The following is a 13959-nucleotide window of genomic DNA, read 5'->3' on the forward strand; positions in this document are numbered from 1 at the left end:
CCCCCCCCCCCACGCCAGAGCCCTCCATCCTTGCCGCCCCCACCTCCAAAAATCCAGAATGGAAAAATCATCCATCCCGGAGCCCCGGCATGCCCATCACCCTTCCCCCGCCCGCGGCCACCCGCCTGACGCAGAGACGCCCATGACCGAGGTCGACTTCCTGATCATCGGCGCCGGTATCGCCGGCGCTTCCACCGGCTACTTCCTCGCGCCCCACGGCAAGGTCGCCGTGCTCGAGCGCGAATCCCACGCCGGCTACCACTCCACCGGCCGCTCGGCGGCGCTGTATACCGTGGCCTACGGCACGCCCCAGGTACGCGCCCTGACCGCCGCCAGCCGGGCCTTCTTCGACGCGCCGCCGGAAGGCTTCGCCGAGCACCCGATCCTCAGCCCGCGCGGCGAGTTGATCGTGGACTTCGCCGGCAACGCCGAGGAACTGCGCCGCCAGTTCGACAGTGCCCGCGCCAATGTGCCGGAGATGCGCCTGCTGGACGCCGACGAGGCCTGCGCCATGGTCCCGGTGCTGCGCCGCGAGAAGGTCCACGGCGCGCTGTACGACCCCAGCGCCGCCGACATCGACACCGACGCCCTGCTGCAGGGCTACCTGCGCGGCATCCGCCGCAACGGCGGCAGCGTGCAGTTCGACAGCGAGGTGCTCGCCGCGGCCTATATCGACGGCCAGTGGGAAGTGCGCACGGGCCAGCAGAGCTACCGCGCCCCCGTGCTGGTCAACGCCGCCGGCGCCTGGTGCGACAAGCTGGCCGAACTCGCCGGCGTCGCCCCGCTGGGGCTGCAGCCCAAGCGCCGCGCGGCCTTCCTCTTCGCGCCGGGCGAAGACGTGGACAGCCATGCCTGGCCGGTGCTGGTGAGCCTGGACGAGTCCTTCTACTTCAAGCCCGACGCCGGCCTGCTGCTCGGCTCGCCGGCCAACGCCGACGCGGTGGAGCCCCACGACGTGCAGCCCGAGGAACTGGACATCGCCCTGGGCATCCATCGCATTGAGGAGCACACCACGCTCAGCATTCGCCGCCCCAGCCACACCTGGGCCGGGCTGCGCTCGTTCTTCGCCGACGGCGAGCTGGTGTCCGGCTACGATCCGCAGGCGCCCGGTTTCTACTGGGTGGCCGGCCAGGGCGGCTACGGCATCCAGACCTCGGCGGCCATGGGCCAGGCCAGCGCAGCGCTAATCCGTGCCGACGAGTTGCCCGAGGTGCTGGTGCGCCATGGGCTGAGTGCGGACGGGTTGGCTCCGGCGCGGCTGAAGCCAAGGTCAAGCGGCGGATAACCGCGAACGGTTATCCGCCCTACGCCGCACCAGCCGTGGCATTCCCCTGCACGCGATTCGCGGGCAGGGCCCGCTCCTACAGGTTGACGCCGAACTTCCCGCCGACGCCGAACGGCTCCCTCTCCCTCTGGGAGAGGGCTGGGGTGAGGGCAACGGAGCCAGCCCGCCCCCTCCGTACCCCCCTCCCCATTGTAGGAGCGCGCCCTGCGCGCGATTTCGCGGGCAGGGCCCGCTCCTACAGGGTGACGCCGAACTTCTCACCCACGCCGAGCGGCCCCCTCTCCCTCTGGGAGAGGGCTGGGGTGAGGGAGCGGAGCCAGCCTGGCACACACAGCCGCCGGCAAGCACCGTACGCGAGCACGCGAAGACAGCCCCTTCCGCGTGGCCATGCTCACGCACACCGGACGTTTCCCACCGTCCGGCGCGCCCATCCCGAATGGCCCGCCTGCGCGGTGGCCGGGAGAATGCGGGTCGGCCCATCCCGGGCCGATCCCTTTCCTGCTTGCGAGAGACAGCCATGAACGATCTGAAAGTACTCAACGAAAACGAAATCGACCAGGTAGCCGGCGGCTTCCTCTTCGGCATGCTGGGCGACCTGTTCGGCACTTCCGGCTCGCAGTCCGGTGGCCTGCTGGGCGGCGTGTTCAACGTGCTGCAGAACCTGCCGATCGTCGGTGGCCTGTTCGGCCTGGTCAACAGCATCTTCGGCGGCCTGTTCGGCGGCGGCTCCTCCAGCAACCCGCGCTGAACGCCAGGCGACGGATAACGTCGCCGCACTCTCTTTCGCCCCGGGCGGACTACCCCCTACGAGGGATGTCAGTGCCCCGGCGCTGGCCTAGTCTGACTTGCAACGACAGCCATATGGAGGGACCGCCAGACGAGATGATCTGCCTTTCCAACCACGGTTATCCAGCGCAGACATGCGCCCAGGCCCCAGCGAACCGCTCATTTCGCCGGGGCCTTTTTCTTTGGGAACGGAAAAGCACGACCGCAGGATGGGTTGAGCGAAGCGATACCCATCGGGCCGGGGGTGATGGGTATCGCTTCGCTCAACCCATCCTACGAGGGGCGTTCTTTACTTTGGCTCAGCCGCCGCTGAGGTTCATGAAGCGCAGCACCTGCACATCGCCGCCGGTGCTGAATTCGTGGCGGGCGGGCTTGCGTTGCAGGGCAGCGTGCAGGGCGTCGAGGATCGGGCCGTCGTCCAGCGGGTAGCGGCGCAGCAGGCCGCGCAGGTCCACGGAGTGCTCGTGGCCCAGGCACAGCAGCAGGCGGCCTTCGGCAGTCAGGCGCAGGCGGTTGCAGGTGGCGCAGAAGTTGTGCGAGTGCGGCGAGATGAAGCCGATGCGCGTGCGCGGGTGCTGCGCCAGGCGCACGTAGCGCGCCGGGCCGCCGCTGTGTTCGGCGCTGTCCAGCAGTTCGAAGCGCTCGGCGATCAGTGCGCGCACTTCGTCGCTGGAGCAGAAGCTCTCCTCGCGGTCGCGGCCGACCTGGCCCAGGGGCATTTCCTCGATGAAGCTGATGTCCAGTTCGTTGGCGATGGCGTAGTCCACCAGCGCCGGCACCTCGTCGGCGTTGCGCCCCTTCATCACCACGCAGTTGAGCTTGATCCCGGAAAAGCCCACCTCCCGCGCCGCGTCTATGCCGCGCAGCACCTGGTCGAGGCGGCCGGTGCGGGTGATGGCCTGGAAGCGCTGCGGGTCCAGGGTGTCGAGGCTGATGTTCAGGCGCGTCAGGCCCGCGGCGCGCAGGTCGCCGGCCAGGCGGACGAGTTGCGAGCCGTTGCTGGTCATGCACAGTTCGCGCAGGCCTGGCAGCGCCGCCAGGCGTTCGCACAGGCCGACGATGCCGGGGCGCACCAGCGGCTCGCCGCCGGTGAGGCGCAGCTTGCGCACGCCGCGTTCGACGAACAGCCGGGCGACGCGCTCGATCTCTTCCAAGGTCAGCACCTGCTGGCGTGGCAGGAAGCGCATGTTCTCGGCCATGCAGTAGACGCAGCGGAAGTCGCAGCGGTCGGTCACCGACAGGCGCAGGTAGTCGATCTTGCGGCCCTGGCCGTCGATCCAGTCGGACATGTGGGTGCTCCGGTTGATGCGTTGGCGAAGGCGGATGATCCGGCCCTCTCCCCAACCCTCTCCCTGAAGGAAGAGGGGGCTGTCCAGTGCAGCGGCTGCCTCACTGCACCAGCGGCGAGTCCGCGGCGTCGAAGGCGAAGCCCTCGATGTGCGCCTCGCCGGCCAGCACGGCGATGTACTGGCTGACCGCGCGCTGCAGCACCTGGGCGCGCAGGTAGGCGGCGATGCGCGGGCGGGCTTCGGCGAAGGGCAACGGTTCGCCGCCTTCGCGCGCCAGCAGTTCGACCACGTGCAGGCCGTAGCGGCTTTCCAGGGGCTGGGCCAGCAGGCCGGGGGTTTCCCGCAGCAGGCGTTTCTCGAATTCGGGCACGGTCTGGCCCGGCTCGATCCAGCCCAGGTCGCCGCCCTCGTCCTTCGACGGGCAGGCGGAGAAGCGCATGGCCTTTTCGGTGAAGCGCTCGGGGTGTTGGCGCAGCTCTTCCAGCAGGGCCAGGGCCTGTTCGCGGGCCTTGGCGCGGCCTTCCAGGTCGTCCGGGGCGCAGGCCAGCAGGATGTGCCGCAGGCTCATGCGCCAGGGGCTGGTCAGGCGGCCGGGGTTGGCTTCATACCATTGCCGGCAGCTGGCTTCGTCAGCCTCGGGTGTCCCTACGTCACGGTCGACCAGGGCACGGATGCGGGCTTCCTCGGGCGCCTCGCCCTCCTCCGCCTCGGCGCTGATGCCCAGCGCGTCGGCGCGCTGCAACAGCAGCTGGCGCACCACCAGCGCGCGGCAGGCGGCGTGCAGCGCCTCGGCGTGGCTGGTGGCCGGGTGGTACTGGAGTTCGCGGGCCAGTTCGTCGGCGTCGATGGCGATGCCGTTGACCGCCAGCTTCGGCAGCTCGACGTGTTCGACGCGGTTTTCGTAGTGGGAGCAGCTCATGGGTTCACCTTCGGGCGGCGGATAACCGCGAACGGTTATCCGCCCAGTGGGTTGGCGCGACTGTTCAGGCCGCGCGGCTCTTCTGGCGGACCACCTGGTAGCGGCGGCCCAGGTACCACACCGGGGCGCTGACGATGTGCACCAGGCGGGTGAAGGGGAAGAGCACGAACAGCGTCAGGCCGAGCATCACGTGCAGCTTGTAGACCAGCGACACCGGGGCGATGGCCTCGGCCGCGGCCAGCGGCTGCAGGGTGACCACCGACTGCGCCCAGTCGGCCAGCATGACCATCACCGAGCCATCCAGGTGGTGGGTGGAGGCGACGATGGTGGACAGGCCGAGGATCAGCTGGGCGTAGAGCACCAGCAGGATCATCAGGTCCGAGGCGTTGCCGGTGGCGCGCACCCGGGCGTCGGTCAGGCGGCGCAGGATCAGCCCGGTCAGGCCGATGAAGCAGAGCACGCCGAAGAAGCCGCCGGAGACCATGGCCAGCAGTTGCTTGTGCTCGGTGCTGATCAGGTGCTCGTAGACCGCGTGCGGCGTCAGCAGGCCGACGAAGTGGCCGGCGAGGATGAACAGCACGCCCACGTGGAACAGGTTGCTGTACACGCGCATGCCTTTCTTGCTCAGCATCTGGCTGGAGCCGGCCTTCCAGGTGTATTGCGACAGGTCGAAGCGCGCCCAACTGCCCACCAGGCAGATAAACAGGGCGACGTAGGGGTAGACCCCGAACAGCAGGGTATTGAACGACATGATCAGGCTCCTTGGCTGGCCACCCGGCGCGGCGGCACCGGCTGGGCGACCCATTGCAGGGGTTGTTCGAGGGCGCTGGAGGGCTGCCGCGGGTTCGACGGGCAGCCGGCGGCGGGTTCGCCGAAGCTCACCTGGGTTTCCTCCCAGGCCTTGTCCAGCGCCTCCAGGCTGTCGTCGCGAGCCTCCTGCTCGCAGTCGCGGTGCAGCCCGGCCAGGTCCGGGCGCTCGCCGGAGAGTTCCAGCAGGCCGTGGAACACCGCCGCGTAGGCGCTGCCGCGCTCGTCCAGGCGCGTCGCCAGCAGGGCGAGGATGTGCGCCACCTCGGCCAGGCCGACGCGCGCGCCCTCGGCGTCCTGCAGGGCGAGGAACTCCAGGTACAGCGGCAGGTAGTCCGGCAGCTCGTTGACGTGGATGGCCAGGCCCGCGGCGTTGTAGCGGTGCAGCAGGTCGACCATGGCCTGGCCGCGGTCGCGGCTCTCGCCGTGGACGTGCTCGAAGAGCAGCAGCGAGACCGAGCGGCCACGTTCGAACAGGCCGTCGTAGCGCGCCTGCACGTCCAGCAGGTCGCCCTGGCAGAGTTCGTTGAGCAGCGCGGCGAGGCCGTCGCGCTGCGCTTCGGGCAGGTCGCTGGTGCGGATCAGCGCGTGCAGCGCCAGGCTTTCCTCGCGCACTTCCGGGCGCGGGTAGTCCAGCAGCAGCGCGCAGAGCTTGAGCAGTTGGCTGTGGCTTTCCAGGGAGATAGTCATGGCCTTCACTCCTGGATCTGCACGGTCTGGATGACGTTGCGGCGGTCCACCGGCTTGCCGCCGAACAGGTTCACGCCGGAGTTGCCCGAGCAGCCGCTGCCGAAGCTGAAGCCGCAGCCCGAGCGCTCGGCGAAGGCGTCGGAAAGCGCCTCCTCGCGGTGCGCGGTGGGGATGACGAAGCGGTCCTCGTAGTTGGCGATGGCCAGGTAGCGGTACATCTCTTCCACCTGTTGCACCGACAGCCCGACCTTGGCCAGCACGTCCAGGTCCTGCTTGCCTTCCACCTGCTCGGCGCGCTTGTAGGCGCGCATCGCCAACAGGCGCTTGAGGGCGCGCAGCACCGGCGCGGTGTCGCCGGCGGTGAGCAGGTTGGCCAGGTACTGCACGGGGATGCGCAGCGATTCGACGTCCGGGATCACCCCGTCGCTGCCGATGTGGCCCTCGGCGGCGGCGTTCTGGATCGGCGACAGCGGCGGCACGTACCAGACCATCGGCAGCGTGCGGTATTCCGGGTGCAGCGGCAGGGCCAGCTGCCAGTCCATGGCCAGCTTGTACACCGGCGACTTCTGCGCCGACTCGATGACGCTGTCCGGCACGCCGTCCTTGCGCGCCTGTTCGATCACTTTCGGGTCGAAGGGGTCGAGGAAGATTTCCAGCTGCTTCTGGTACAGCTCGCGCTCGTCGGCGCAGCTGGCCACCTCATGGATGCGGTCGGCGTCGTAGAGCAGCACGCCCAAGTAGCGGATGCGCCCCACGCAGGTTTCCGAGCACACGGTGGGCTGGCCGGCCTCGATGCGCGGGTAGCAGAAGATGCACTTCTCGGACTTGCCGCTCTTCCAGTTGAAGTAGATCTTCTTGTACGGGCAGCCGCTGATGCACATGCGCCAGCCGCGGCACTTGTCCTGGTCGATGAGGACGATGCCGTCCTCCTCGCGCTTGTAGATCGCTCCGCTCGGGCAGGACGCCACGCACGCCGGGTTCAGGCAGTGCTCGCACAGGCGCGGCAGGTACATCATGAAGGTGTTTTCGTACTCACCGTAGATGTCCGCCTGGACCTGGTCGAAGTTCTTGTCCTTGCGCCGCTTGGCGAACTCGGTGCCGAGGATTTCCTCCCAGTTCGGGCCCCATTCGATCTTCTGCATGCGCTGCCCGCTGATCAGCGAGCGCGGCCGCGCCACCGGCTGGTGCTGCGCCTTGGGCGCGGTGTGCAGGTGCTGGTAGTCGAAGTCGAAGGGTTCGTAGTAGTCGTCGATCTCCGGCAGGTCGGGGTTGGCGAAGATGTTCGCCAGCACCCGGAACTTGCCGCCGATGCGCGGGACGATGGAGCCGTCGGCGTTGCGCACCCAGCCGCCCTTCCACTTCTGCTGGTTCTCCCACTCCTTCGGGTAGCCGATGCCGGGCTTGGTCTCGACGTTGTTGAACCAGGCGTATTCCATGCCTTCGCGGCTGGTCCAGACGTTCTTGCAGGTGATGGAGCAGGTGTGGCAGCCGATGCATTTGTCGAGGTTCAGCACCATGCCGACTTGCGAACGAATTTTCATGGCGTCTCTCCTCAAATGTCCCGGGGCAGCGGCTGCGGCAGGGCGTCGCCGCCCAGGCCGCCATGTTCCGGCTCGTCGAGCCAGTCGACCTTGTTCATCTTGCGCACCACCACGAACTCGTCGCGGTTGCAGCCCACGGTGCCGTAGTAGTTGAAGCCCCAGGCCTGCTGGGCGTAGCCGCCGATCATGTGGGTGGGCTTGAGCACCACGCGGGTCACCGAGTTGTGGTGGCCGCCGCGGGTCTTGGTGGTCTCGCTGCCGGGCACGTTCACGATGCGTTCCTGGGCGTGGTACATCAGCACCATGCCGTCCTTCACCCGCTGGCTGACCACCGCGCGGCAGGTGGCGGCGCCGTTGGCGTTGAAGACTTCGACCCAGTCGTTGTCCTCGATGCCGGCGCGCTTGGCGTCATGCTCGCTGAGCCAGATGATCGGCCCGCCGCGCGACAGGGTGAGCATCAGCAGGTTGTCGCTGTAGGTGGAGTGGATGCCCCATTTCTGGTGCGGGGTGATCCAGTTCAGGGTGATCTCCGGGTTGCCGTTGGGCTTCTTGTTGAACAGCTTGTCGGTGCTGCGGGTGTTGACCGGCGGCCGGTAGCTGACGAAGCCCTCGCCGAAGGCCTGCATCCACGGGTGGTCCTGGTAGAACTGCTGGCGGCCGGTGATGGTGCGCCACGGGATCAGTTCGTGGACGTTGGTGTAGCAGGCGTTGTAGCTCACGTGCTCGTCTTCCAGGCCCGACCAGGTGGGGCTGGAGATGATCTTGCGCGGCTGCGCCTGGATGTCGCGGAAGCGGATCTTCTCCTCTTCCTTGGGCAGCGCCAGGTGCTCGTGCTCGCGGCCGGTGATCTTGGCCAGCGCGTTCCACGCCTTGACCGCCACCTGGCCGTTGGTTTCCGGGGCCAGGGCGAGGATCACCTCGGCGGCGTCGATGGCGCTCTCGATGCGCGGCCGGCCCTGGCTGACGCCCGGCTCCAGCACGCGGTGGTTGAGATCGCCCACCAGTTTCACTTCCTTCTCGGTGTTCCAGCCGATGCCCTTGCCGCCGTTGCCCAGCTTGTCCAGCAGCGGGCCGAGGGAGGTGAACTTCTTGTAGGTGTTCGGGTAGTCGCGCTCGACCACATGCAGGGTGGGCATGGTTTTGCCCGGCAGCGCTTCGCACTCGCCTTTCTTCCAGTCACTGCCGCCGAAGGGCTGGGCCAGTTCGTTGGCGGTGTCGTGCAGCAGCGGCACGGTGACCAGGTCCTGCTCCACGCCCAGGTGGCCGACGGCGACCTCGGAGAATTTCTTCGCGATGGCCTTGTAGATCTCCCAGTCGCTCTTGGCTTCCCAGGCCGGGTCGATGGCGGCCGACAGCGGGTGGATGAAGGGGTGCATGTCGGAGGTGTTGAGGTCGTCCTTTTCGTACCAGGTGGCCGTCGGCAGGACGATGTCCGAGTACATGCAGGTGGAGGACATGCGGAAGTCCAGGGTGGTGACCAGGTCGACCTTGCCTTCGGCGCCCTGTTCGACCCAGTCCACCTCGGTGGGACGCGGGCCGCCGGCCTTGCCGAGGTCTTCGTTCATCACGCCGTTCTTGGCGCCCAGCAGGTACTTGAGCATGTACTCGTGGCCCTTGCCCGAGCTGCCCAGCAGGTTGGAGCGCCAGATGAACATGTTGCGCGGGAAGTTCTGCGCGTCGTCCGGCTTCTCGCTGGCGAAGCGCAGGTTGCCGGCCTTGAGCTCGCGCACCACGTAGTCCTGCACCGGCAGCCCGGCGCGTTCGGCGTCGGCGGCGATGCGCAGCGGGTTGCGGTCCAGCTGCGGCGCGGAGGGCAGCCAGCCCATGCGCTCGGCGCGGATGTTGTAGTCCACCGCGTGCTCGGGGAACTGCTTGCTGTCGGCCAGGGGCGAGAGCACTTCGTGCATCGACAGCTTTTCATGGCGCCACTGCGAGCTGTGCAGGTAGAAGAAGCTGGTGCCGTTCATCTGCCGCGGCGGGCGGCTCCAGTCGGTGCCGAAGGCCAGCGGTACCCAGCCGGTCTGCGGGCGCAGCTTCTCCTGGCCGACGTAGTGGGCCCAGCCGCCGCCGCTCTGGCCGATGCAGCCGCACATCATCAGCATGTTGATGACCGCGCGGTAGTTCATGTCCATGTGGTACCAGTGGTTCATCGCCGCGCCGATGATGACCATGGCCTTGCCGTGGGTCTTGTCGGCGCTGTCGGCGAACTCGCGGGCCACCTGGATGGCGCGGGCGGCCGGCACGCCGGTGATGCGTTCCTGCCAGGCCGGGGTGTAGGGGGTGTCGGCGTCGTCGAAGCCGCGGGCCACGTTGGCGCCGCCCAGGCCGCGGTCGACGCTGTAGTTGGCCATCTGCAGGTCGTAGACGGTGGCCACGCGCAGGGTCTTGCCGTCGGCGCCCTGGATGTCGCGGAAGGGCACGCGGCGCAGCAGCACCTCGTCGTTGTCCACGCCCTTGAAGTGCGGGTGCAGCTGGCCGGCGAAGTACGGGAAGCCCACCTCGCAGGCGTGCTCCGGGCCGTCGATCAGGCTCAGGCTCAGGCGCGTCTCGCGGCCCTGGCCGCCTTCCTTCTCCTCGATGTTCCACTTGCCCGACTCGCCCCAGCGGTAGCCGATGGCGCCGGTGGGCGAGACCAGCTCGCCGCTGCTTTCATCGAAGGCGATGGTCTTCCACTCGGGGTTGTTGTCCTGGCCCAGCTGGCCGTCGAGGTCGGCGGCGCGCAGGTAGCGGGTCGGCTTGAAGGCGCCCTCGCCGTGCGGCTCCAGCAGCACCAGCATGGGCATGTCGGTGTACTGCCGGCAGTAGTCGACGAAGTAGGCGCGCGGCTTGTCGAGGTGGAATTCCTTGAGGATGACGTGACCGAAGGCCATGCCCAGCGCGGCGTCGGTGCCCTGCTTGGGGTTGAGCCAGAGGTCGGTGAGCTTGGCCACCTCGGAGTAGTCCGGGGTCACGGACACGGTCTTGGTGCCCTTGTAGCGCACCTCGGTGAAGAAGTGCGCGTCGGGGGTCCGCGTCTGCGGCACGTTGGAGCCCCAGGCGATGATGTAGCTGGAGTTGTACCAGTCGGCCGACTCCGGCACGTCGGTCTGCTCGCCCCAGATCTGCGGGCTGGCCGGCGGCAGGTCGCAGTACCAGTCGTAGAAGCTCAGGCACACCCCGCCGATCAGCGACAGGTAGCGGGCGCCGGCGGCGTAGCTGACCATGGACATGGCCGGGATCGGCGAGAAGCCGATGACGCGGTCGGGGCCGTAGGTCTTCACGGTGTAGACGTTGGCCGCGGCGATGATCTCGGTGACCTCGTCCCAGCTGGAGCGCACGAAGCCGCCCAGGCCGCGCTCGCTCTTGTAGCTTTTCGCCTTGGCGGCGTCCTCGACGATGCTCGCCCAGGCGTCCACCGCGTCCTTGTGCGCGGCGCGCGCCTCGCGCCACAGCTTGAGCAGCGGCTTGCGCACCTTGGGGTACTTCAGGCGGTTGGCGCTATAGATGTACCAGGAGTAGCTGGCCCCGCGCGGGCAACCGCGCGGCTCGTGGTTGGGCAGGTCCGGGCGGGTGCGCGGGTAGTCGGTCTGCTGGGTTTCCCAGGTGATCAGGCCGTTCTTCACGTAGATCTTCCAGGAGCAGGAACCGGTGCAGTTCACCCCGTGGGTGGAGCGCACGATCTTGTCGTGCTGCCAGCGCTGGCGGTAGCCGTTCTCCCAGGCGCGGCTCTCGTTGGAGACCTCGCCATGGCCGTCGGCGAATTCGCCCTGTTTCTTCTTGAAGAACTGCAGGCGGTCGAGCAGGTAACTCATCTGTATCTCCTAACCCGGTCTACGCCGGGCGTTCAAACGCTAATCAGGCTCGCGAAACGGGGCTCAGCAGGGGCTTTCCGCACCCTTGCGCGCATACCACCACCAGGTCGCGACTATGCAGCTGAGGTAGTAGGCGACGAACACGTAGAGGGCGCCCTCGGCGCTGCCGGTCATGTGCAGCGAAGTGCCGAAGGCCTTGGGGATGAAGAAGCCGCCGAAGGCGCCGATGGCGGCGGAGAAACCGATCACCGCGGCCGACTCCATGCTGGCGTTCCGGGCTGCCTCGGCCTCGCTGTAGCCGCCGCGCTTGAAGCGCGCGGCCCACTCGTTGCGGAAGATCACCGGGATCATGCGGAAGGTGGAGCCGTTGCCGATGCCGGCGAAGAAGAACAGGCCGATGAAGGCGCCGAGGAAGCCGAAGAAGCTGCCCGCGCCACCGTCGCCGGGGAGGAAGGCGATCACCGCGAACACCCCGGCGATCATCGCCGCGTAGTTCCACAGGGTGATGCGCGCGCCGCCGAACTTGTCCGCCAGCCAGCCGCCCAGGGGCCGGCTCAGGGCGCCCACCAGCGGGCCGAGGAAGGCGTACTGCAGCGGGTTGATGTCCGGGAACTGGGTCTTGCTGAGCATGGCGAAGCCGGCCGAGAAGCCGATGAAGCTGCCGAAGGTGGCCACGTACAGCCAGCACATCAGCCAGTTGTGCTTGCGCTTGAAGATCACCGACTGCTCGCTGAACGAGGCCTTGGCGTCGGCGATGTCGTTCATCCCGAACCAGGCGGCGACGGCCACCACGGCGATGAACGGCACCCAGATCCAGCCGGCGTTCTGCAGCCACAGGCGGCCGCCATCGGAAAGCTGCTGCGGCTCGCCGCCGAAGCTGCCGAACAGGCCGCCGGCCACCGCCAGGGGCACGGCGAACTGCATCACCGAGACGCCCAGGTTGCCCAGCCCGGCGTTCAGGCCCAGGGCCGTGCCCTGCTGGCTCTTGGGATAGAAGAAGCTGATGTTGGACATGCTGGAGGCGAAGTTGCCGCCGCCGAAGCCGCACAGCAGGGCGATGGTGGCGAACACCCAGTAGGGCGTCTGCGGATCCTGCACGGCGAAGCCCAGCCAGATGCACGGGATCAGCAGCGAGGCGGTGGACAGCGCGGTCCAGCGGCGGCCGCCGAACACCGGCACCATGAAGGAGTAGAACACCCGCAGGGTGGCGCCGGAGATCGACGGCAGCGCGGCCAGCATGAACAGCTGGTCGTTGCTGAAGGCGAAGCCCACGGCGTTCAGGCGCACGGTGACGGTGCTCCAGATCATCCACACGGAGAAGGCCAGCAGCAGAGCCGGGATGGAGATCCACAGGTTGCGCGTGGCGATGCGCTTGCCGGACTGCGCCCAGAACTGCGAGTCCTCGGGGCGCCAGTCGACCAGCAGGGGCCCCCGCGCGGCTTTGAGTTGGGAATTGGCGATCATGCCCATGTCGGCACTCCGTCAGGATTGGCTGGAAGTCAGAGGGGAAAGGTCGACGTCGGCCGTCTGGGCCCGGCCGTCGAGGCGGCGCTGCTGCTTGATCGCGTAGTGCATCCAGACCATGCAGACGATGGTCAGGCCGAACAGCAGCATGAAGCAGGAGGAACGCACGCCGATGTGGTCGGCGGCGTAGCCGAACAGGATGGGCAGGCAGAAGCCGCCGAGGCCGCCGATGACGCCGACCATGCCGCCGACGGTGCCCATGTTCTGCGGGTAGTAGTCGTGGATGATGCGGTACACGCTGGCCTTGCCGAAGCCCTGGGCGATGCCGACCACGAACACCAGGAAGGTGAACAGCCAGACGTTCAGGCCCACGCCCAGGCTGAGGTCGCCCTGGATGCCGTGGATGGTCATGGTGGTCTGCGGGTAGGACAGGAAGAACAGGCACACCAGGCATACCCAGAACACGCCCCAGTTCACCGCGCGGGCGCCGTAGCTGTCGCTGAACCAGCCGCCCAGGGCGCGGATCAGGCCCGACGGCAGGGTGAACAGCATGGTGATGAAGGACGCGGTCTTCAGGTCCAGGCCGTACTCGGCGATGTAGTACTTGGGCAGCCACAGGGCCAGGGCGACGAAGCCGCCGAAGACGAAGAAGTAGTACAGGCCGAAGCGCCACACCCGCAGCTCGGCAAGCGGCGCCAGCTGCTTGGCCAGGGTCGGCCGGGCGCGGCTGGCGTCGGCCTCGCCGCCCTTGGCGTGGGCCGGGTCGTTCCAGGTGCAGAACCAGAACAGCGCCGCGGTCACCAGCATGGCCACCGAGTACACCTGCGGCACCATGCGCCAGCCGAAGGCGACCACGATCAGCGGCGCCACAAGGTTGGTGATGGCTGCGCCCGCGTTACCGGCGCCGAAGATGCCCATGGCGGTGCCCTGGCGCTCCTTCTCGAACCAGGCCGAGGTGTAGGCGATGCCCACCGCGAAGGAGCCGCCGGCCAGGCCGACGAACAGGCCCAGCACCAGGTACTGCCAGTATTGCGTGGCGAAGGCCAGGCCGTAGATGGGGATGGCCACCAGCAGCATGTGGATGAAGAACACGATGCGCCCGCCGAAGCGGTCGGTGATCAACCCCAGGGGCAGGCGCACCAGCGAACCGGTGAGGATCGGCAGCGCCACCAGCAGGCCGAACTGCGCCTCGGACAGGCCCAGTTCCGCCTTGATGCGGATACCGATGATCGAGAACATCGTCCAGACCGCGAAATTCACGGCGAACGCCAGTGTGCTCATGCCGAGCACGGAGTACTGTTTCTGTCGATGCGATGCCATGGCCAACACTCATTCGTCGATGCCGTTGGCCGCACGTTAGGCAGAGCCCATTCGGCGTCCGTTGACC

At 67.9% G+C, this 13959-nt stretch carries 10 protein-coding genes; 2 read left to right on the forward strand and 8 right to left on the reverse strand.

What is annotated here, in order from left to right:
- The first annotated feature begins 142 nt into the window (after positions 1–142).
- Both FG99_RS25885 and FG99_RS25890 read left to right on the forward strand, forming a co-directional pair.
- The gene (locus FG99_RS25885) at positions 143–1285 is read left to right on the forward strand and encodes an NAD(P)/FAD-dependent oxidoreductase (protein WP_043273087.1); all 1143 of its coding nucleotides are present in this window, start codon (positions 143–145) and stop codon (positions 1283–1285) included.
- A gap of 517 nt (positions 1286–1802) precedes the next feature.
- The gene (locus tag FG99_RS25890) at positions 1803–2033 is read left to right on the forward strand and encodes a hypothetical protein (protein ID WP_009616111.1); all 231 of its coding nucleotides are present in this window, start codon (positions 1803–1805) and stop codon (positions 2031–2033) included.
- Positions 2034–2370: 337 nt separating this feature from the next.
- Here FG99_RS25890 and moaA read toward each other — a convergent pair whose 3' ends face one another.
- From moaA to FG99_RS25930, 8 genes are all read right to left on the reverse strand, one after another.
- Entirely contained in the window at positions 2371–3360 is a 990-nt protein-coding gene (gene moaA, locus FG99_RS25895) for a GTP 3',8-cyclase MoaA (RefSeq protein WP_009616110.1), read from the reverse strand.
- A gap of 100 nt (positions 3361–3460) precedes the next feature.
- A complete protein-coding gene (locus tag FG99_RS25900; RefSeq protein ID WP_043273088.1) occupies positions 3461–4279 on the reverse strand; it encodes a peptidylprolyl isomerase in 819 nt (272 codons plus the stop codon).
- A 64-nt stretch (positions 4280–4343) separates the two neighbouring features.
- A complete protein-coding gene (gene narI / locus FG99_RS25905) occupies positions 4344–5030 on the reverse strand; it encodes a respiratory nitrate reductase subunit gamma (RefSeq protein WP_009616108.1) in 687 nt (228 codons plus the stop codon).
- A 2-nt stretch (positions 5031–5032) separates the two neighbouring features.
- The gene (gene narJ / locus FG99_RS25910) at positions 5033–5764 is read right to left on the reverse strand and encodes a nitrate reductase molybdenum cofactor assembly chaperone (RefSeq protein ID WP_141679736.1); all 732 of its coding nucleotides are present in this window, start codon (positions 5762–5764) and stop codon (positions 5033–5035) included.
- 17 nt (positions 5765–5781) lie between these two features.
- On the reverse strand, positions 5782–7317 hold the full coding sequence (gene narH / locus FG99_RS25915) for a nitrate reductase subunit beta (RefSeq protein ID WP_043273090.1): 1536 nt from the start codon (positions 7315–7317) through the stop codon (positions 5782–5784).
- A gap of 11 nt (positions 7318–7328) precedes the next feature.
- Entirely contained in the window at positions 7329–11108 is a 3780-nt protein-coding gene (locus FG99_RS25920) for a nitrate reductase subunit alpha (RefSeq protein WP_043273091.1), read from the reverse strand.
- Positions 11109–11171: 63 nt separating this feature from the next.
- Positions 11172–12578: a NarK family nitrate/nitrite MFS transporter gene (locus tag FG99_RS25925; protein ID WP_051879269.1), complete on the reverse strand. Its 1407-nt coding sequence runs from the start codon at positions 12576–12578 to the stop codon at positions 11172–11174.
- 12 nt (positions 12579–12590) lie between these two features.
- Positions 12591–13892 (reverse strand): nitrate/nitrite transporter, encoded by a 1302-nt coding sequence (locus FG99_RS25930; RefSeq protein ID WP_009616103.1) that lies wholly within the window; start codon positions 13890–13892, stop codon positions 12591–12593.
- Between the last annotated feature and the right edge of the window lie 67 nt (positions 13893–13959).

The organism is Pseudomonas sp. AAC (assembly GCF_000725445.1).
Taxonomy (GTDB): domain Bacteria; phylum Pseudomonadota; class Gammaproteobacteria; order Pseudomonadales; family Pseudomonadaceae; genus Pseudomonas; species Pseudomonas citronellolis.

Coding starts and splice junctions, on each gene's coding strand:
- narI (WP_009616108.1), bottom strand. CDS start 5,030: ATGTCGTTCAATACCCTGCTGTTCGGGGTCTACCCCTACGTCGCCCTG.
- FG99_RS25885 (WP_043273087.1), top strand. CDS start 143: ATGACCGAGGTCGACTTCCTGATCATCGGCGCCGGTATCGCCGGCGCT.
- FG99_RS25920 (WP_043273091.1), bottom strand. CDS start 11,108: ATGAGTTACCTGCTCGACCGCCTGCAGTTCTTCAAGAAGAAACAGGGC.
- FG99_RS25925 (WP_051879269.1), bottom strand. CDS start 12,578: ATGGGCATGATCGCCAATTCCCAACTCAAAGCCGCGCGGGGGCCCCTG.
- FG99_RS25900 (WP_043273088.1), bottom strand. CDS start 4,279: ATGAGCTGCTCCCACTACGAAAACCGCGTCGAACACGTCGAGCTGCCG.
- FG99_RS25890 (WP_009616111.1), top strand. CDS start 1,803: ATGAACGATCTGAAAGTACTCAACGAAAACGAAATCGACCAGGTAGCC.
- FG99_RS25930 (WP_009616103.1), bottom strand. CDS start 13,892: ATGGCATCGCATCGACAGAAACAGTACTCCGTGCTCGGCATGAGCACA.
- narH (WP_043273090.1), bottom strand. CDS start 7,317: ATGAAAATTCGTTCGCAAGTCGGCATGGTGCTGAACCTCGACAAATGC.
- moaA (WP_009616110.1), bottom strand. CDS start 3,360: ATGTCCGACTGGATCGACGGCCAGGGCCGCAAGATCGACTACCTGCGC.